Here is a 20,064-nt window from a genome sequence, read left to right on the forward strand (position 1 = left end):
GATGACGGTTGGCCGTGCGGCCGGGGGCGGGACGCGGGACGGGCGCCGCGGGGCGCCGGGTTACGCGGGGCGCTCGACCTTCGCGCCCAGATCCTCCAGTTTCTTGATGAAGTTCTCGTAGCCGCGGTTGATCAGGTCGATGCCGTGCACCCGCGAGGTGCCCTGCGCCGCCAACGCCGCGATCAGATAAGAGAACCCGCCGCGCAGATCGGGAATCACCAGATCCGCGCCCTGGAGTGTGGTCGGCCCCGACACCACGGCCGAGTGCAGGAAGTTGCGCTGCCCGAACCGGCAGGCCGAGCCGCCCAGGCACTCGCGGTACAACTGGATGTGCGCGCCCATCTGGTTGAGCGCGCTGGTGAATCCGAGCCGCGACTCGTACACCGTCTCGTGCACGATGGACAGCCCCGACGCCTGGGTCAGGGCGACCACCAGCGGCTGCTGCCAGTCGGTCTGGAACCCGGGGTGGACGTCCGTCTCCAGCGCGATCGCGTTGAGCGGGCCGCCCGGGTGCCAGAAGCGGATGCCCTCGTCGTCGATCTCGAAGGCACCGCCCACCTTCCGGTAGACGTTCAGGAACGTCATCATCTCCCGCTGGGCGGCCCCGCGTACGTAGACGCTGCCCTTGGTCGCCAGGGCGGCGCTCGCCCACGAGGCGGTCTCCAGGCGGTCCGGGAGGGCCCGGTGGGTGTACCCCTCCAGACGGTCCACGCCGGTGATGCGGATGGTGCGGTCGGTGTCCATGGAGATCATCGCGCCCATCTTCTGGAGCACGCAGATGAGGTCCTCGATCTCCGGTTCGACCGCGGCGTTGGAGAGTTCCGTCACACCCTCGGCCAGCACGGCGGTCAGCAGCACCTGTTCGGTGGAGCCCACGGAGGGGTACGGCAGCCGGATCTTGCAGCCGCGCAGCCCGCGCGGTGCCTCCAGGTACTGGCCGTCGGCGCGCTTGTCGATGGTGGCGCCGAACTGGCGCAGCACGTCGAAGTGGAAGTCGACCGGGCGGCCGCCGATGTCGCAGCCGCCGAGGCCGGGGATGAACGCGTGCCCGAGCCGGTGCAGCAGCGGGCCGCAGAGCAGGATCGGGATGCGGGACGAGCCGGCGTGCGCGTCGATGTCGGCCACGTTGGCGCGTTCGACCCGCGAGGGGTCCATGTACAGCTCGCCGGGCTCCTCGCCGGTGCGCACGGTCACACCGTGCAGCTGCAACAGCCCGCGCACAACACGGACATCACGGATATCGGGGACATTGCGCAGCCGGGACGGACTGCTGCCGAGCAGCGCCGCCACCATGGCTTTCGGCACGAGGTTCTTGGCGCCCCGCACCTTGATCTCGCCCTCGATCGGGGTGCCGCCATGAACAATCAGGACGTCGTCAGTCATGGAACTCGCGATCTCCAAGAGGGCCGGGGGAATCGAGCGGAGGTAATCGAAATGGTAATGCTCCACACGGTCCGCACCCGGCACTCCCCACCGCCCTCCCGATGGGGAATCATGTCCTCATGACCGAGGTGTCCTCGCTCACCGGGCGGCTGCTGGTGGCCACCCCCGCGCTGTCCGACCCCAACTTCGAGCGCGCCGTGGTGCTGATGCTCGACCACGACTCCGACGGAGCCCTCGGGGTCGTCCTCAACCGTCCCACCCCGGTCGGCGTCTCCGAGGTGCTGGAGGGCTGGGCCGAGCTGGCGGGCGATCCCGGCGTCGTCTTCCAGGGCGGCCCCGTCGCCCTGGACGCCGCCCTCGCCCTCGCCGTCGTGCCCGGCACCGGGCCGCTGGGCTGGCGTCGGGTGCACGGTTCGATCGGCCTGGTGGACCTGGAGGCGCCGCCCCAGGTGCTGGCCGCCGAGGTCGGCTCCCTGCGGGTCTTCGCCGGCTACGCCGGATGGGGGCCCGAGCAACTGGAGGCCGAGCTGGAGGAGGGCGCCTGGTACGTGGTGGAGTCCGAACCGGGGGACGTGTCCGCCCCGCGCCCCGAGGGCCTGTGGCGGGCGGTGCTCCGCCGCCAGCGCGGCAAACTGGCGCTGCTCGCCACTTACCCGGATGACCCCTCGCTCAATTAGGCTTGGTGGTCATGAGCACCCTTGAACCAGAGCAGCGGCTAGAGAGCGATGGGGGCACCCCCGGCCGGAGGCTGGGGGAGGGCACCGGCACCCTCGTCGAGCCCGTCCCGCAGACATCGCACGGCGATGGCGACCATGAGCGCTTCGCCCACTATGTCCAGAAGGACAAGATCATGGCGAGCGCGCTGGACGGCACGCCCGTCGTGGCGCTCTGCGGCAAGGTGTGGGTACCGGGCCGGGACCCGAAGAAGTACCCCGTCTGCCCCATGTGCAAGGAGATCTACGAGTCCATGGGCGCCTTCGGCGGCGGTGGCAAGGGCGGCAAGGACGGCAAGGGCGGCGGCAAGAAGTAGGCCGCCGCCGTGGCGGGAACCATCCCTCCATGACTGCTGAGAACGCCGAGACCGCCGGGGCTCCCGGGACCACGGGCGCCGATCTCGTACCGGCACCGCTGACGTACACGCCGGGCCCGGGGGCCGGGCCCGCACTGGGGCCGGGGGCCGTACTCCACGCCGCCCCCGGTACGGAAGGGACGGCCCGCCTGCTGCGGGCTTTCCTGGGCCTGGAGCCGTCCGGCGCCGAGCATGGGCCACGGGTGCGGCTGACCGTGGACCCGGAGCTGGCCGGCGGCCCCGAGGCGTACCGGCTGATCGCGAACGAGGACGGGGTGCTCATCACGGGCGGCGGCCCGGCCGGGGTCTTCTGGGGCGCCCAGACGCTGCGCCAGCTCGCCGGATCCGACGCCTACCGTCACGCCCCGCTCACCGGACGTGAGTGGCGGCTGCCGGCCGTCACCGTCGAGGACGCCCCGCGCTTCGCCTGGCGCGGCTTCATGCTGGACGTCTCCCGCCATTTCCTGCCCAAGGCGGGCGTGCTGCGCCAGCTGGACCTGATGGCCGCCCACAAGCTCAACGTGCTCCATCTGCATCTCACCGACGACCAGGGCTGGCGCGTCCAGATCGACCGCTACCCCGAACTGACCGCGACGGGCGCCTGGCGGCCCCGCTCCCGCTACGGGCACCGCCACTCCCCGCTGTGGGACGAACGGCCGCACGGCGGCTTCTACACCCGCGAGGACCTGCGGGAGATCGTCGCCTACGCCGCCGGGCGGCACATCACCGTCGTCCCCGAGATCGAACTGCCGGGGCACTCGCAGGCCGCCATCGCCGCGTACCCCTGGCTGGGCAACGAGGGGCACGGTTCCCCCGGGGTGTGGACCGACTGGGGCATCAGCCCGCACGTGCTCGCCCCCACGGACGAGGTGCTGCGCTTCTACGAGAACGTCCTGGCCGAGGTCCTGGAGATCTTCCCCTCGCGCTTCATCCACATCGGCGGCGACGAATGCCCCAAGGACCAGTGGCGCACCTCACCGGTGGCCCAGGAGCGGATCGCCCGGGAGGGACTGCGGGACGAGGACGGGCTCCAGTCGTGGTTCATCCGGCACTTCGACCGCTGGCTGAGCGAGCGCGGACGGCGGCTGATCGGCTGGGACGAGATCCTGGAGGGCGGACTGGCGCCGGGCGCCGCGGTCTCCTCCTGGCGCGGCTACGAGGGCGGCATCGCGGCGGCCTCGGCGGGGCACGACGTGGTGATGTGCCCCGAACAGTTCGTCTACCTCGACCACCGGCAGGCACCGGGGGAGGACGAGCCGATGCCGGTCGGCTGGGTCCGCACGCTGCGCGACGTATACGAGTTCGAGCCGGTGCCGCCCGCACTGGCAGGGCAGGAGGCGGAGCGGCACGTCATCGGCACCCAGGCCAACCTGTGGACCGAACTCGTCGACAGCGAGGCCCGCGCCGACTACCAGACCTACCCGCGGCTGTGCGCGCTCGCGGAGGTGGCGTGGAGCGCGCCCGGGCGGCGCTCGTGGCCCGACTTCGCACAGCGGATGACACGCGCGCACTACGCGCGGCTCGACGCGCTGGGTGTCGCGTACCGGCCGCCGGGCGGCCCGCACCCCTGGCAGCGGCGGCCGATGCCCGCCGGGCACTCCGGACAACTCGGGCGTCCCGTCGACGGCGAGCCCGGCTGAGTTCGCAACGGGCGTGACGCGCTTCCGGAATGAGGGTGACCCCGGCACCGGTGGAGCGGGAAAATGTGCCAGAGTTGCCTCGCAGACCGTACGGCTGGGCAGCCGGGACAGCCGGAAAGGGGCAGCTGGATTGAGCACGCACGCACCTCAGGCCTCTCGGGCGCAAGCGCCGCGGAACCAGGGCGCCCAACTCGTCGCGCTGCCCGCCACCCTGGACGACGCCGTGGCAGCGCTGGTGGACACCCCGGCCGCCGTACCCGTGGCGGGCGGCACCGACCTGATGGCCGGGGTCAACGCCGGGCTGCTGCGGCCCGCCGCCCTGGTCAGTCTCGGCCGGCTCGGTGAACTGCGCGGCTGGGAGTACCAGGACGGGCACGCGCTGCTCGGCGCGTGCCTCACGCACGCGCGCATGAGCCGCCCCGACTTCGCCGCCCTCATCCCGGCCCTGGCCGCGGCATCCCGCTCGGCGGGGCCGCCCCAGGTGCGCAACGCCGGGACGCTGGGCGGCAACATCATCTCCGCGGCGGCCTCCGGCGACACCCTGCCGGTGCTCGCCGCACTGGAGGCGACGCTGCTGGTGGCCGGTCCCGAGGGTCAGGGCCGGCAGATCCCCGTCAGCAACCTGCTGGCCGGCATGGACCACCTGCGCCCCGCCGAACTGCTCGCCCACGTCAGGGTTCCGCTGCTGCACGCTCCCCAGACCTTCCTGAAGGCGACCGCGCGCAGCGGCCCCGGGCGGGCGCTGGCATCGGTGGCGGTGGTGCTCGACCCGATACGGCGCGAGGTGCGGTGCGCGGTGGGCGGCGTCGCGCCGATGCCACTGCGCCCGCTGGACGCCGAGCGGTGGGTGGCGTCGCTGGTCGACTGGGACGGCGAACACGGGCGGGCGCTGGCGCCCGAGGCGCTGACCGCGTTCGGCGACTACGTGGGCCTGGCCTGCGTTCCCGATCCGCAGCCGGGGGAGGCGCAACTGCCGGCTGCTGTGCTGCATGTGAGGCGAACCGTGGCGACACTGGCCCGCCGTGGACTCGGAAGGGCGCTGCGATGAACGACGATCAGCGGCGGCCACGGCCACAGAGTGGCTGGGCCGCGGGGGAGTACGGCGGCGACTACGACGCGGACGCGACGGCGTTCGTGCAGTTGCCGCCCCAGCCGGTGCCGGGGGCGGACCCGCTCTCGGTGAGTGGGGGCGGCTCCCCGGTCACCGACCCCGGTGCGACCGGGGCGTGGTCCCTGCCCTTCGCACAGCAGACGCAACAGACGCAACACACGCAGCAGATGCAGCAGGCGCCGCCGGCGCAGCAGGGCGGTCAGGGCGAACTGCCGGAGTCCGGCCCCTGGACCGCCCCCCAGCAGACGAGCTGGCCGGGCGCGCAGCAGACCGGCGGCGGCACCGCCTCCTGGCCCGGCGCGGCAGCCGCCCGCTGGCCGGCCGCGGCCGGCGCGGGGACGGGCGCAGAGGGCGACGTGCACACCGGCGGCGCCACGCTGCGGGAGGGCTGGCAGGACGCCGCCGCATCCACCGGTGCCGGGCCGGGGGCCGAGGCGCCCGGCGCGGCCAACGGTGCCGCGCCGCACAACGATTGGCCGGACACGACGGAGAACGGACGCACCGGCAGCTGGCCGGGCGCGGCGGCCACCCTCGCCGCCACCGGCGCGGTGCCCACCGACGTCGCCATGGACCGGGCCGCGCAGCCGGGCTGGCCCGAGCAGGCCGGCGGAGCGACACCACCGCACGGCACGGGCTGGAACGACCCGGGAACGCAGGCACCGGCCGCCACGAACGGCCAAGAGGCCCAGCCGACATGGCCCCACAACGGCGCCAACGGGGCGGCCCCGGCAGGGAACCCCGGGGACGCGGCCCCGAACGAGGCCACGGGCCAGACATCATGGCCGCACCGGGCCACCGCTGTCGCGCCTGACACGGGGCACGGTCCGGCCGCATCCCCACAGCCTGTGGACGGCGGCGACAACGCGGCTGCCCCCTGGACCGAGGCGCACGGCAACGGAGCGCCCGCCCCGTCCGGGGCGCCGAACGCCCAGGCCGGCGAGGCCAGGCGCCCCAGCTGGTTCGACGCGCCCTCCGGCACTGCCGGCGGTGCCAACGCTGTCCAGGCTGGCCACGGCGACGCACAGCGGCAGTCCTGGTCCGACAGTGCCTCCGGTGGCCCGTCCGCCGCACCGGACACGGGAGGTACCCCGGTGAGCGGCGCCCAGCCCGCGGGCGGCGCGCCGCAGGCCGGCTGGCCGGCCACCGGGGGAAGCGAACTCCCCGCTCAGCACGGTTCGATGGCGCCGGAGACCGGTGCCGCGCCTCCGGCGGGATGGCCGGAGACACACGGTGGTGTGACCACGCCGACCGGCGCCCCGAGTGCGGCTGCGGGTCCCGCCGGTCCGGGTGAGGTCGTGCCGGGTGGCCCACCGCCGGCGGACTGGTCCGACGGTGCCGGGGTACCGGTTCCGTCCGGCGTGAGCGGTGGCCCGCACGACGGTGCGTCCCAGGCGGGTTGGCCGGGTGCCGGCGGCTCAGGCGTGCCCGCTCCGTCCGACGTGGCGAGCGCGGACAGCTCCGCCGCGCGTCCCGCCGGTCCGGTCGCCGACACGCGGTCGGCCGCCGGTGACGACGCCACGAACGGCCATGCCCCGCAGGGCACCTGGCCGCACACTCCTGGCACCACGGGAGCGGGCGTCGCCCACGGCGACGCCCCGGACGGGGCGGTTCCGCAGGCGGCGTGGCCCGACACACCGGGCAACCCCGCGACGAGCGGTGCCCGTGGGGCCGGGGCGCAGAACGGCGCCGACGTGCCCGGCGGGCCTCACGGTGCGGCAGCACCGGCGCACCACCTACAGCCGGCGGCCGGGGCCGCCCCCGTGGAGGGCGGCGCGCCTCCCGCGCAGTGGCCCGACACCACAGGGCCTGCGGCGACGGGCGGCGTGCCCGCTGCCTCCACCGGAGACGGTGCGCCGGAGGCGGCGCGGTCCGACGCTTCGGCGGGTGGCGCCCCAGCGCCGGAAACACCGGGTGGCGCGGGTGAACACGGTGCGCCCGAAGGGACGGCCGGAGCGGCGCACGGCGTGCAGCCGACCGCCGGAGCCGGCCCCGTGGGCGGTGGCGCCCCACATGCCGAGTGGACCGACGCCTCCGCCGGAGACAGCGCGCCGCAGGCGGCGCGGTCCGACGTGCCGGCCGGTGCCGCCCCCGCGTCCGAAGCCCACGGTGCTGCGGGCGGGCACGGTGCGCCCGAGGGCGTGCGGCCGGAAGCCGGTGGAAACGCCACGCACAACGGAGTCCCGCAGGGGACATGGCCGGAGGCGTCATCGGGCGCCCCCGCGCCGCTGGACGCTGCTGCCGGCGCGACGCAGCATGGCGCGCCACCGGCGGCGTGGACCGACGCCTCGGGCAACGCGGCGCCGGGCGACGTCCGTACGGCCGAGGCGCCGAACGGTGTGCCCGCGACGGTGCCCGCGTCCGCTCACGGCGAGGCGGCGGACGCCGCCGACCCCGGCGCCCCGAGCGCCGCGCCCTCCGACCGGAATGGGCCTGCGGTGGCGGGGGTTCCCGCTCAGGGCGGTCCGGTGCCGGATGGCACCGACGGGCGAGGTGTCCCGCTGCCGCCGGGCGCGGAGCACGCTCCGCAGGCCGGCTGGGACGGACCAGTGGCGCCCGACGCGGGCGACACCGCAGGACGGGGTCCGCAGCCCGGCGTCGAGAACGGGGCCGCACCGGACGCCGGTTGGCAGCAGCACGGCCAGCACGCCCAGCACGGTCAGGACGGAGCACCGCACGCCGGTGCCCGGGACGGCGACGCGGCGACCGACCGGGGCCCAGTACCGGGGCAGCCCGGAGCGGGCGGCGGTGCCTGGGCAGGACCGGAATCCCCGGGCGCGCCTTCAGCGGAAACGGTTTCTTTCCCCGGTGAACCGGGGCCCGGCGGGGCCGGTCCGGCCGACGCCGCCCGGCCGGAGGCCGAGGCGATTCCCGTACCGGCCGCAGCCGTTGCCGCTTCCGGCGCCGCCGGGCCGGAACACGGCCACGCCCAGGCGCCCGCCGCCCCCGCCGGTTCGCCGCCCGCACCCGCAGGGGTCGACGTGGCGGCCGGCCCGGACGCCGAAGCCGCTCCCGGCGCCACCGGGGCCGGCCCCGAGGCACCCGGCGCGGCCGTCCACGCGGCGCCGGGCGGCGACGCCCCGGCGGCAGCGGAGGCCGGCGCGCACGCCCCGGCCCCGGAGGGTTCCGCCCCCCCGCCGGACGGCGGCGCCGCCGGGCCCATCGCCCCGGGCCCCGGCCCGGACGCCCACCTCACCTCCACGCCGCCCCCGGCCGCCGAGAGCGGCCCCGTGCAGCGGCCCGCCACCTTCGGCGGCAGCGGAGGCGGGGACGAGTCCGGGTCCTGGGTGATCCCCTCCGAGGTCACCGACCCCACCCACGGCGAGAGCGAGATCGCGCCCCCGCCGCCCCCCACCGACAGCGAGCACCCCGAGACCTCCTACGTGCTGCGCGTCAACGGCATCGACCGTGCCGTCAGCAGCGCCTGGATCGGCGAGTCCCTGCTCTACGTCCTGCGCGAGCGCCTCGGCCTCGCCGGGGCCAAGGACGGCTGCTCGCAGGGCGAGTGCGGGGCCTGCTCCGTGCAGGTCGACGGGCGCCTCGTCGCGGCCTGCCTGGTTCCGGCCGCGACCGCCGCCGGGTGCGAGATCCGCACGGTCGAAGGGCTCGGTACCGAGGAGGAACCCTCCGACGTGCAGCGCGCCCTCTCCTCGTGCGCGGTGCAGTGCGGTTTCTGCCTGCCCGGCATGGCCATGACGGTGCACGATCTCCTGGAGGGCAACCACCAGCCCACCGAGCTCCAGACCCGCCAGGCGCTGTGCGGCAACCTGTGCCGCTGCTCCGGCTACCGTGGCGTGCTGGACGCCGTCCGCACCGTGATCGACGAGCGGGCCGAACGGGCCGAGCACATCGAACGGGCCGCCAGGACCGCCGCCGAGCCGCCTCGTATTCCGCAGCAGTCCGGTCCGTCCGAGGGAGACGCCTGACACGATGAGCGAGCAGCCCATCGACGGCATCACCGCCGTCACCGTCGCCGGTGCCGAGCCCGCGCCGGGCCCTGCCGAGGGTGCCCCGGCGCTCGGCCTCGGCGCCTCCGTTCCGCCGGCCGACGCCGCCGCCAAGACCACCGGCGTCTACCCGTACACCGCCGACCTGTGGGCCGAAGGGCTGCTGTGGGCGGCGGTGCTGCGGGCCCCGCACCCGCGGGCGAGGATCCGGGGCATCGACACGTCCGAGGCCGCCGCCCTGCCCGGCGTGCGCGCCGTCGTCACGCACCTCGACGTGGGCGGCACACCCCCGGGCGACCGGCCGCCGCTGGCCGCCGACGAAGTCCGCTACCACGGTGAGCCGGTGGCCGCCGTCGCCGCCGATCACCCCGAGACGGCCCGGCTGGCCGCCGCCGCGATCGCCGTCGAGTACGAGGTACTGCCGCCCGTCACCGACCCGGAGAAGGTGTTCGAGGCCGAACCGCTCCACCCGGACGGCAACATCATCCGGCACATCCCGCTGCGCCACGGCGACCCGAACATGAACGGCGAGATCGTCGTCGAGGGCGTCTACCGCATCGGGCGCCAGGACCCCGCCCCCATAGGGGCCGAGGCCGGCCTCGCGGTGCCCCGCCCCGACGGCGGCGTCGAGGTGTACACCGGCAGCACCGACCCGCACGGCGACCGCGACCGGCTGGCCGCCTGCCTGGGGCTGGAACAGGAGCAGGTCAAGGTCTATGTGACGGGTGTGCCGGGCGCGTTCGGCGATCGTGAGGACCTCGGCTTCGAACTGCCCCTGGCCCTGCTCGCCATCCGCACCGCGTCCCCGGTGAAGCTGGCGGCCACCCGCGAGGAGTCGTTCCTGGGCCACCCGCACCGGCACCCCACCATGCTGCGCTACTGGCACCACGCCGACCGCGAGGGCAAGCTGGTGAAGGTCGAGGCGCAACTGCTCATGGACGCGGGCGCGTACGCCGACGGCTCTGCCGAAGCGCTGGCGGCGGCCGTGTCGTTCGCCGCCGGCCCGTACCGCGTCCCGAACGCCGTCGTCGACGGCTGGGCGGTGCGCACCAACAACCCGCCCTCCGGCCATCTGCGGGGCGAGGGCGCCCTCCAGGTGTGCGCCGCGTACGAGGGCCAGATGGACAAGCTGGCCGCCCGGCTCGGCCTGGACCCGGCCGAGGTGCGGGCCCGCAACGTGCTGAGTACGGGTGACCCGCTGCCCACCGGGCAGGCCGTCACCTGCCCGGCGCCGGTCGCCGAACTGCTGCGCGCGGTACGGGAGTCCCCGCTCCCGCCGCCGCCCGACGAGGACTGGGTGCTGCCCGGCGGCCCGGACGGCGCCGCCGATCCGGGGGCGGTGCGCCGTGGCGTGGGCTACGCCCTGGGCATGGTGCACATGCTCGGCGCGGAGGGCGCCGACGAGGTGTCCACGGCCACCGTCAAGGTGGAGGGTTCGGTGGCCACCGTGCTGTGCGCGGCGGTGGAGACGGGGCAGGGGTTCGCCACGCTGGCGCGGCAGATCGTGCAGGAGGTGCTGGGGGTCGAGGAGGTGCATGTCGCACCGGTCGACACCGATCAGCCGCCGGCCGGTCCCGGGCTGCGCGGCCGCAACACCTGGGTCTCGGGCGGGGCGGTGGAGCGGGCGGCGAAGATGGTCCGCACCCAGCTGCTCCAGCCGCTGGCCGCGACCTTCGGGATGTCGGCCGAGCTGCTGACCATCGCGGACGGCAAGATCACCTCCTATGACGGGGTGTTGAGCACGACGGTGGCGGAGGCCCTGGAGGGCAAGGAGCTGTGGGCGACGGCGCAGTGCCGCCCGCACCCCACCGAGCCGCTGAACGCCGCCGGTCAGGGCGACGCCTTCGTGGGCCTGGCGTTCGCGGCGGTACGGGCCGTGGTGGACGTGGATGTCGAGCTGGGTTCGGTGCGGGTGGTGGAGATGGCCATCGCGCAGGACGTGGGCCGCATCCTCAACCCGGCGCAGCTGAGGGCCCGCATCGAGGCGGGCGTCACGCAGGGCGTGGGCACCGCGCTGATGGAGCATCTGCGGGTGGCGCGCGGCGTGGTGCGGCGCCCGGACTTCGCCGACTACGCGCTGCCGACCGCGCTGGACGTGCCGGAGATCCGGATCGTGAAGCTGCTGGAGGAGCGGGACGTGGTCGCGCCGTTCGGGGCCAAGGCGGCGGGCGCGGCGCCCGTCGTGGTGTCCCCGGCGGCGGTGGCCGCGGCCGTACGGGCGGCCACCGGGCGGCCGGTGAACCGGCTGCCGATCCGCCCGCAGTCGGCGGTGGTCACCGCGGGCCAGGCGGGCGCCGCCGGTGCGGCGGGCGCGGTGCCGGGACCGGCCGGCGTCCCCGCGTAACGGCGCGGACCCCCGCGCGGACGGACGGGTGGGGCGGGCCCGGCGCCCGCCCCACCGGGCCCGGCTCAGGCGCCGACGTACGCCGCCAGGTGCTCGCCGGTGAGGGTCGAACGCGCGGCGACCAGCTCCGCCGGGGTGCCCTCGAAGACGATCCGGCCGCCGTCGTGTCCGGCGCCGGGTCCCAGGTCGATGATCCAGTCCGCGTGCGCCATCACCGCCTGGTGATGCTCGACGACGATCACCGACTTCCCGGAGTCCACGAGATGGTCGAGCAGGCCGAGCAGCTGCTCGACATCCGCCAGGTGCAGCCCGGCCGTGGGCTCGTCCAGGACGTACACCCCGCCCTTGTCGCCCATGTGGGTGGCGAGCTTGAGCCGCTGCCGTTCGCCGCCCGACAGGGTCGTCAGCGGCTGGCCCAGGGTCAGATAGCCGAGCCCCACCGCGGCCAGCCGGTCCAGGATCCGGTGCGCGGCCGGGAGCGGGGCCTCCCCGTCGCCGCCGAAGAACGTCCGCGCCTCGGCCACCGGCATGGCCAGTACCTGGCTGATGTCCCGGCCGCCCAGGTGGTACTCCAGCACCGCCGCCTGGTAGCGCTTGCCCTCGCACTCCTCGCAGGTGGTCGAGACGCCGCGCATCATGCCGAGGTCGGTGTAGATCACCCCGGCGCCGTTGCAGTTCGGGCAGGCACCCTCCGAATTGGCGCTGAACAGGGCGGGCTTGACGCCGTTGGCCTTGGCGAACGCCTTGCGGACCGGTTCGAGCAGCCCGGTGTACGTGGCCGGGTTGGAGCGCCGCGAGCCGCGGATCGGGCTCTGGTCGATGGAGACCACGCCCTCGCCGGCCGCGCCCGAGCGCGGCGGCAGCGAGCCGTGCACGAGGGAGCTCTTGCCGGAACCCGCCACGCCGGTGACGACCGTGAGCACCCCGAGCGGGATGTCGACGTCCACGTCCCGCAGGTTGTGCGCGTCCGCGCCGCGGATCTCCAGCGTCCCGCTCGGGGTGCGCACCCGCTCCTTGAGCGCGGCCCGGTCCTCCAGGTGGCGCCCGGTGACCGTGTCACTGGCCCGCAGCCCCGCCACGGTGCCCTCGAAGCAGACCGTGCCGCCGGCGGTGCCGGCGCCGGGGCCCAGGTCGATGATGTGGTCGGCGATGCGGATGACCTCTGGTTTGTGCTCGACGACCAGGACGGTGTTGCCCTTGTCGCGCAGCCGCATCAGCAGGTCGTTCATGCGCTGGATGTCGTGCGGGTGCAGTCCGGTGGTGGGCTCGTCGAAGACGTAGGTGACGTCGGTGAGCGAGGAGCCGAGCTGGCGGATCATCTTCACGCGCTGCGCCTCGCCGCCCGACAGGGTGCCCGAGGACCGGTCGAGGGAGAGGTAGCCCAGGCCGATCTCCACGAAGGAGTCCAGGGTGTGCCGCAGCGCGGTGAGCAGGGGCGCCACCGAGGGTTCGGTGAGGCCGCCCACCCACTGCGCCAGGTCGCTGATCTGCAGCGCGCAGGCGTCGGCGATGCTGACGCCGCCGATCGTGGAGGAGCGGGCGGCCTCGCTGAGCCGGGTGCCGTGGCACTCGGGGCAGGCGGTGAAGGTGACGGCCCGTTCCACGAACTCCCGGATGTGCGGCTGCATCGCCTCCGGGTCCTTGGCGAGCATCGACTTCCGGACCCGGGGGACGAGCCCCTCGTAGGTCATGTTGATGCCCTCGATCTTCATCCGGGTCGGCTCGCGGTGGAGGAAGTCGTGCAGCTCGGTCGTGGTGAACGCGCGGATCGGCCGGTCCGGGTCGTAGAAGCCGGAGGACGCGTACAGCCGGTGGTTCCAGCCGCCGGCCGTGAAACCGGGGATGGTGAGCGCCCCCTCGTTGAGGGATTTGTCCGCGTCGTAGAGCTGGGTGAGGTCGATGTCGGAGACGGTGCCGCGGCCCTCGCAGCGCGGGCACATGCCGCCGGTGCGGGTGAAGGTGGCCTTCACGGCCTTCTTGGCGCCGCGCTCCACGGTGATCGCCCCGCTCGCCCGGACCGAGGGCACGTTGAAGGCGTACGCACCGGGCGGGCCGATGTGCGGCTGCCCGAGCCGGCTGAAGAGGACGCGCAGCATCGCGTTGGCGTCGGTGGCGGTGCCGACCGTGGAGCGCGGGTCGGCGCCCATCCGCTGCTGGTCGACGATGATCGCGGTGGTCAGCCCTTCGAGCACGTCGACCTCGGGCCGCGCCTGGGCCGGCATGAAGCCCTGGACGAACGCGCTGTAGGTCTCGTTGATCAGCCGCTGCGACTCGGCGGCGATCGTGTCGAAGACCAGCGAGCTCTTGCCCGAACCCGAGACCCCGGTGAACACCGTCAACCGGCGCTTGGGGATCTCGACGCTGACGTCGCGCAGGTTGTTCTCGCGCGCTCCGTGCACCCGGATGAGTCCGTGGAGGTCGGCGATGTGCGGTGCGGCGGACATGATCACTCCTGAGCTGATGGTTCTGATCATTTCTGATCGGTATTGTCTGGTCTGTCACGCTAGTCGGGCCCCGTCGCCGCCGCTTCTCCATACCTGACCCGTCTGGGACACTGAACGGGTGAGACAGCCCGACCTCGACGACCTCGTCCGGCTGCGGCGGGCCCGCGACCGGATGGACCGCGACTACGCCGAGCCGCTGGACGTGCCCGCGCTCGCGCGCGGAGCCCTCATGTCGCCTGGCCACTTCTCCCGCAGCTTCCGCGCCGCGTACGGCGAGACCCCGTACAGCTATCTGATGACCCGCCGCATCGAACGCGCCAAGGCGCTCCTGCGGCGCGGCGACCTGTCGGTGACCGAGGTGTGCATGGCGGTCGGCTGTACGTCGCTGGGGTCCTTCAGCACGCGCTTCACCCAGCTGGTCGGCGAGAGCCCCAGCGCCTACCGGGCCCGTGGCCACGAGGCGGGCGCCGCCATCCCCGCCTGCATGGCGAAGATCCACACCCGGCCGGTCAGGGACGGAGAAGCCACCGGCGCCGCCCGCCCGTAGCGTGGGCGGCATGGATGTCACGATCTCCCAGTGCTTCATCGCCGTCGACGATCACGATCAGGCGATCGCCTTCTACCGCGACGCGCTCGGCCTCGAAGTACGCAACGATGTCAGCTTCGAGGGGATGCGCTGGGTGACCGTCGGCTCGCCCGCCCAGCCGGGCGTCTCCATCGTCCTGGAACCCCCGCTCGCCGACCCCAACGCCTCGCCCGAGGACCGGCAGGCCATGGCCGAACTGATGGCCAAGGGGATGCTGGGCGGCGTGATCTTCGCGACCGACGACTGCGACGCGACGTTCGAGCGCATCAGCGCGGCGGGGGGCGAGGTGCTCCAGGAGCCGATGGACCAGCCCTACGGCGTCCGCGACTGCGCCTTCCGCGACCCGGCCGGCAACCTGCTGCGCTTCAAGCAGCCGCTGAGCTGACCCGGCCCCCGGCGGCGATACCGCGAGGGTGAGCGCGAGGGCGACGGCTGGAGTACGCATGACGCTCCCGGTGTTGACGCCACGGCGGACAGCGCGGCCAACGGCACGGCGAGACGGTGGCCCGGCGCGCGCGTGCACGACCGCACAACGGCGCACCGCGCCCGGGGCATCGCGCGGATGGCGGGACAAACGTCCACCGGAACGGGTGAGTTCGCGGCCGGACGCCCATCCGACGCCGCCGGCCGGGGTACATCTGCACAGGTCACCCGCCACCCGCCCCTCCCGGAAGGAACCCCATGCGCGTCCTGTGCACCGCCATGGCCTCCCCCTCGCACGGCCGGGCCCTGCTGCCCCTGGCCCGCGCACTCGCCACGGCCGGGCACGAGGTCACGGTCCTCACCACCGAGGCCGTCGCCCCGGTGTTCGCCGCCGACCGGCTCGCCGTCCGCGCCGTCCTGCCGGACGTTCCCCGGCCGGGCCGGGACGTGGTGTTCGACCCCGCGCAGGACATGTCCTCGCCCGACCACCCGCTGACGGCGCTGCTGGCCGGCCCGTACGCCCACACCGTGCTGGCCGTTCTGCGGGAGGTGGCACGGGAGGTACGGCCCGAGGCCGTCGTCCGGGACGGCATGGACTTCGCCGCCGTCGTCCTCGCCGAGGACCGGGACATCCCGCAACTCCCCTTCCCCAGCGGCTTCCTCAACCTGATCGACCCCGCACCGCTGCTGCCGCCGCTCAACGCCCTGCGGACCGCCGCCGGCGTGCCCGCCCGCGAGGACCCGGCGAGCCTGTACCCGTACGGCCGGTTCGACTACATGCCGCCCGCGTACGGCTTCGCCCGCCACCCCACCGCCGCGCTCGCCTACCGGCAGACCACGGCGGTCGAGGTGAGCGGCGAACTCCCGCCCTGGGCCGCCCGGCTGCCGGGCGACCGGCCCCTCGTACTCGCCGCCCTCGGCACCGTCCTGCCCACCTTCCGCGAGGCCGGGTGGAAAGTGCCGCTGCCGCCCGAGGCGAGCGATCCGGCGGCCATGCTGCGCACCATCGTCACCGGACTGTCCCTGCTGGACGTCACGGCGGTCGTGGCCACCGGCGGCATCCCGCTGGAGGGCGCCGAGCCGGGCCCCAACGTCCTGCTCACCGACCGCGTTCCGCAGCCGCTGCTGCTGGAGTGCGCCGACCTGTTCGTGACCCACGGCGGGTACAACAGCATCCGGGAGGCGGTGCGCACCGCCACCCCCATGGTGGTCGTGCCCAACTTCGGCGACCAGCCGCACAACGCGCGCCGGGTGACCGAGCTGGGCCTGGGCCGGCACCTCACCGGCACCCCCGCCCCGGAGCTCCTCGCGCGGGCGTGCCGGACCGTCCTGGAGGACCGGGCCACCACGGCCCGGTCGCGTGCCGCCCGGCTCGCGATGCTGGCCCTCCCCGACTTCGCCCGGGCCCCGGCGGACCTGGCCGAGATCGTCGCGGCCCGCCGGCTGGCGCCGCCGCGCGTACCGGCCTGACCGGTCGCCTCTCCTTCCCCGGTCCTCGGCCGTATCGGGTATGGGCCCGGGGCCGGTCGTTCCTTACCGTGTGACGTATGACCGACCCCGTACCGGCGACAACGCCGTCGCCATCCGCCCCGGCCCCGCCCGCGTCCACCCCGCCCCCGCCCGGGGGCGTGCTCAGCCGGCCCCACCGGGCGCTGACCCTCGGATGCGTGAGCACCATCCTGCTCATCGCCTTCGAGGCCATGGCCGTCGGCACCGCGATGCCCGCCGCCGCCGAGGCCCTGGACGGGGTCGCGCTGTACGCGTTCGCCTTCTCCGCGTACTTCACCACCTCCCTGCTGGGCATGGTGGTGGCCGGGCAGTGGTGCGACCGCAGCGGGCCGATGGGGCCCGTGGTGGGCGGGATCGCCGTCTTCTCCACCGGACTGCTGCTCTCCGGCGTCGCCCAGAACATGCTCACCTTCGTGGCCGGCCGCGCCGCACAGGGCACCGGCGGGGGCCTGGTCATCGTCGCGCTGTACGTCACCGTGCGCCGCGCCTACCCCGAACATCTGCGCCCGGCCGCCCTCGCCGCGTTCTCCGCCGCCTGGGTGGTGCCCTCGCTGCTGGGCCCGGTCATCGCCGGCGTCGTCACCGAACACTTCGGCTGGCGCTGGGTGTTCCTGGGCATCACCGTCCTGGTGGTGCTGCCGCTGCTGATCATGCTGCCGCCGCTGCGCCGCGAGGCGTCCGGGCCGCCCGACACCGGCGCGAAGAAGTTCGACGCCCGCACCCTGCGGCTGGCCGCGGCCGTCGCCATCGGCGCCGGGCTGCTCCAGTTCGGCGGCCAGGAGCTGCGGTGGATCTCCGTGCTCCCGGTCGTCGCCGGACTCGCCCTCGTCGCGCCCTCCGCCCGCCGGCTGCTGCCCGCCGGGACGTTCCGCGCCGCCCGGGGCCTGCCGTCCGTCATCATGCTGCGCGGACTGATCTCCGGCGCCTTCATGGCCACCCAGACCTTCCTGCCGCTGATGCTGGTGACCCAGCGCGGCCTGTCCGTCACCCAGGCCGGGCTCGCCCTGGCCGTCTCCGGCGCGGTGTGGGCCCTGGGCTCCTACGCGCAGTCCCGGCCGCGCCTTGAGCCGTACCGGTTCACGATGGTGCGCTCCGGCACGGTGCTGATCCTGTTCGCCGTGCTCACCACCCCGCTCGTCCTCATCGACGCGGTACCGGTGTGGACGCCCGCCCTCACCCTGTCCGTCGGCTGCTTCGGCATGGGCATGGTCGTCTCCTCGGTCGGCGTGCTCGTGCTGCGGCTCTCCCGCCCCGAGGAGGCGGGCGGAAACGTGGCCTCGCTCCAGGTCTGTGACGCGCTGTCGAATGTGGTGATGCTCACTGCCGTCGGAAGCGCCTTCGCCGCCCTCGGCGGCAGCACCACCGCGGCCGAGGACACCGCAGCGGTGGGCCCCGGCGCCTTCGTGGTGGTCTACGCGGCGGCCACCATCGTCGCCGTGCTGGCCGTCATCACCGGCGGGCGAGTGACGGCAAAGGGGGACATAGCGAACTGAATACCGGACTCCGGAGCGGCCGGCGGGCCGGGTACGCTGGCGCGGTTCCCACCACATCCGCCCACCGTCCCAGCCCCGGAGACCGTGACTACCACCGCCGCTTCCGCCACAACCACCGCGTCCTCCCACCTCTCCCCGGCCTTCCCCGGCCGTGCCCCCTGGGGCACCGCGAGCAAGCTGCGCGCCTGGCAGCAGGCGGCGATGGACGCCTATGTGCAGGCCCAGCCCCAGGACTTCCTCGCCGTCGCCACCCCCGGCGCCGGCAAGACCACCTTCGCGCTGACCCTCGCCTCCTGGCTGCTGCACCACCACGTCGTGCAGCAGGTGACCGTGGTGGCCCCCACCGAGCACCTGAAGAAGCAGTGGGCCGAGGCCGCCGCCCGGATAGGCATCAGGCTGGACCCCGAGTACAGCTCCGGGCGGCTCGGCGCGGAGTACCACGGCGTGGCCATCACGTACGCGGGCGTCGGCGTGAAGCCGATGCTGCACCGCAACCGCTGCGAGCAGCGCAAGACCCTCGTCATCCTCGACGAGATCCACCACGCCGGTGACTCCCGCTCCTGGGGCGAGGCGTGCCTGGAGGCGTTCGAGCCCGCCACCCGCCGGCTCGCCCTCACCGGTACGCCCTTCCGCTCCGACACCAACCCCATCCCGTTCGTCGCCTACGGGGACAACGGGGACGGCATCCGCCGCTCCGTCGCCGACTACACGTACGGCTACGGCAGCGCGCTGGCCGACGGCGTGGTGCGGCCCGTCATCTTCCTCTCCTACAGCGGCAGCATGCGCTGGCGCACCAAGGCGGGCGACGAACTCGCCGCCAAGCTCGGCGAACCCATGACCAAGGACGCCACCTCGCAGGCGTGGCGCACCGCGCTCGACCCCAAGGGCGCCTGGATGCCGGCCGTGCTGAGCGCCGCCGACCGGCGGCTGACGGAGGTGCGGCGGGCCATCCCGGACGCCGGGGGCCTGGTCATCGCCACCGACCAGGAGTCGGCGCGCGCGTACGCCAAGCTGATCCGCGAGATCACGGGGGAGGGCGCCACGCTCGTGCTGTCGGACGACGGCGGCGCCTCGCAGCGCATCGACGACTTCCGGACGTCGGACGACCGCTGGATGGTGGCGGTGCGCATGGTCTCCGAGGGGGTGGACGTCCCGCGGCTGGCGGTCGGCGTGTACGCCACCACCATCTCCACGCCGCTGTTCTTCGCGCAGGCGGTGGGCCGCTTCGTGCGCTCGCGGCGGCGCGGCGAGACCGCGTCCGTCTTCCTGCCCACCATCCCCACCCTGCTCGGCTTCGCGCACGAGATGGAGGTCGAACGCGACCACATCCTGGACAAGCCCAAGAAGGGCGGCGAGGACGAGGACCCGTACGCGGAGGAGGCCGACCTCCTCGCCGAGGCGGAGCGCGAGCAGAACGAGCCCGACGGAACGGATGACCAACTGCCCTTCGAGGCACTGGAGTCGGAAGCCGTCTTCGACCGGGTGATGTACGACGGAGCCGAGTTCGGGATGCAGGCGCACCCGGGGAGCGCCGAGGAGCAGGACTATCTCGGCATCCCCGGTCTGCTGGAACCGGATCAGGTGCAGATGCTGCTCCAGAAGCGGCAGGCGCGGCAGATCGCGCACAGCAAGAAGCGGCCGGACGAGGAGGCCGACCTGCTGGAGGTGCCGGCCGAGCGGCGCCCGGTGGTGACCCACAAGGAGATGATGGACCTGCGGCGCGAACTGAACGCGCTGGTGGGGGCGTACGTGCACCAGTCGGGCAAGCCGCACGGGGTGATCCACACCGAGCTGCGCCGGGTGTGTGGCGGGCCGGCGACGGCGGAGGCGACGGCGGGGCAGTTGCGTCAGCGGATGGCCAAGGTGAAGGAGTGGGCCACCCGGATGCGCTGAGGATCTGCCCGGCCTTGCCCGGTCCCTGCCCGGTCCCGGCCCGGTGAGGACCGGACGGGGCGCGGCGGCGGTGATCCGGCGGTTCGGCCTCGGCCGTGGACCGGACGTGGCGCAAAACTGGTCGAAAAAGGGTGGTTCGGTGCTCGAATACTGGACAACCCCTTCCGCTGAGCGGTAACGCTGGATAAGTTCCCGGTCACGCGTTGGCAGCCGAAAGGGGGGCGT

Annotated in this window: 13 protein-coding genes; 11 read left to right on the forward strand and 2 right to left on the reverse strand. The window is 74.3% G+C overall.

Going from position 1 to position 20,064, the window contains the following annotated elements; translation table 11 throughout:
- Nucleotides 1–60: 60 nt before the first annotated feature.
- A complete protein-coding gene (gene murA / locus SXIM_RS19185) occupies nt 61–1,383 on the reverse strand; it encodes a UDP-N-acetylglucosamine 1-carboxyvinyltransferase (RefSeq protein WP_030736985.1) in 1,323 nt (440 codons plus the stop codon).
- A 119-nt stretch (nt 1,384–1,502) separates the two neighbouring features.
- On the opposite strand from murA, the gene SXIM_RS19190 reads away from it, so the two are divergent.
- The 6 genes from SXIM_RS19190 to SXIM_RS19215 all read left to right on the forward strand — a co-directional run bounded on the left by SXIM_RS19190 (nt 1,503) and on the right by SXIM_RS19215 (nt 11,491).
- Nucleotides 1,503–2,060 carry a YqgE/AlgH family protein gene (locus SXIM_RS19190; protein ID WP_030736982.1) on the forward strand — a complete coding sequence of 186 codons (558 nt, stop codon included), beginning with the start codon at nt 1,503–1,505 and terminating at the stop codon, nt 2,058–2,060.
- 11 nt (nt 2,061–2,071) lie between these two features.
- Entirely contained in the window at nt 2,072–2,413 is a 342-nt protein-coding gene (locus SXIM_RS19195; protein WP_030736979.1) for a DUF3039 domain-containing protein, read from the forward strand.
- Nucleotides 2,414–2,442: 29 nt separating this feature from the next.
- The gene (locus SXIM_RS19200; RefSeq protein WP_053116252.1) at nt 2,443–4,092 is read left to right on the forward strand and encodes a beta-N-acetylhexosaminidase; all 1,650 of its coding nucleotides are present in this window, start codon (nt 2,443–2,445) and stop codon (nt 4,090–4,092) included.
- Nucleotides 4,093–4,222: 130 nt separating this feature from the next.
- A complete protein-coding gene (locus SXIM_RS19205) occupies nt 4,223–5,140 on the forward strand; it encodes an FAD binding domain-containing protein (protein ID WP_030736973.1) in 918 nt (305 codons plus the stop codon).
- Nucleotides 5,137–9,126 carry a 2Fe-2S iron-sulfur cluster-binding protein gene (locus SXIM_RS28215; protein WP_246156902.1) on the forward strand — a complete coding sequence of 1,330 codons (3,990 nt, stop codon included), beginning with the start codon at nt 5,137–5,139 and terminating at the stop codon, nt 9,124–9,126. Before SXIM_RS19205 ends, SXIM_RS28215 begins: the two co-directional genes overlap by 4 nt.
- Nucleotides 9,127–9,130: 4 nt before the next feature.
- The gene (locus tag SXIM_RS19215; protein ID WP_046724756.1) at nt 9,131–11,491 is read left to right on the forward strand and encodes a xanthine dehydrogenase family protein molybdopterin-binding subunit; all 2,361 of its coding nucleotides are present in this window, start codon (nt 9,131–9,133) and stop codon (nt 11,489–11,491) included.
- 65 nt (nt 11,492–11,556) lie between these two features.
- Here SXIM_RS19215 and SXIM_RS19220 read toward each other — a convergent pair whose 3' ends face one another.
- On the reverse strand, nt 11,557–13,935 hold the full coding sequence (locus SXIM_RS19220; protein ID WP_107073947.1) for an ATP-binding cassette domain-containing protein: 2,379 nt from the start codon (nt 13,933–13,935) through the stop codon (nt 11,557–11,559).
- A 118-nt stretch (nt 13,936–14,053) separates the two neighbouring features.
- On the opposite strand from SXIM_RS19220, the gene SXIM_RS19225 reads away from it, so the two are divergent.
- The 5 genes from SXIM_RS19225 to SXIM_RS19245 all read left to right on the forward strand — a co-directional run bounded on the left by SXIM_RS19225 (nt 14,054) and on the right by SXIM_RS19245 (nt 19,839).
- Nucleotides 14,054–14,482, forward strand: coding sequence for a helix-turn-helix transcriptional regulator (locus tag SXIM_RS19225; RefSeq protein ID WP_030736965.1), 429 nt, complete (start codon nt 14,054–14,056; stop codon nt 14,480–14,482).
- Between the two features lie 10 nt (nt 14,483–14,492).
- Complete coding sequence (locus SXIM_RS19230; protein ID WP_046725785.1) at nt 14,493–14,906, forward strand: VOC family protein; 414 nt, start codon at nt 14,493–14,495, stop codon at nt 14,904–14,906.
- A 296-nt stretch (nt 14,907–15,202) separates the two neighbouring features.
- Entirely contained in the window at nt 15,203–16,414 is a 1,212-nt protein-coding gene (locus tag SXIM_RS19235; RefSeq protein ID WP_046724758.1) for a glycosyltransferase, read from the forward strand.
- A 77-nt stretch (nt 16,415–16,491) separates the two neighbouring features.
- A complete protein-coding gene (locus SXIM_RS19240; protein WP_046724759.1) occupies nt 16,492–17,946 on the forward strand; it encodes an MFS transporter in 1,455 nt (484 codons plus the stop codon).
- Nucleotides 17,947–18,030: 84 nt separating this feature from the next.
- Nucleotides 18,031–19,839, forward strand: coding sequence for a DEAD/DEAH box helicase (locus SXIM_RS19245; RefSeq protein WP_030736953.1), 1,809 nt, complete (start codon nt 18,031–18,033; stop codon nt 19,837–19,839).
- Nucleotides 19,840–20,064 lie beyond the last annotated feature (225 nt).

It is taken from the genome of Streptomyces xiamenensis (genome assembly GCF_000993785.3).
GTDB lineage: Bacteria > Actinomycetota > Actinomycetes > Streptomycetales > Streptomycetaceae > Streptomyces > Streptomyces xiamenensis.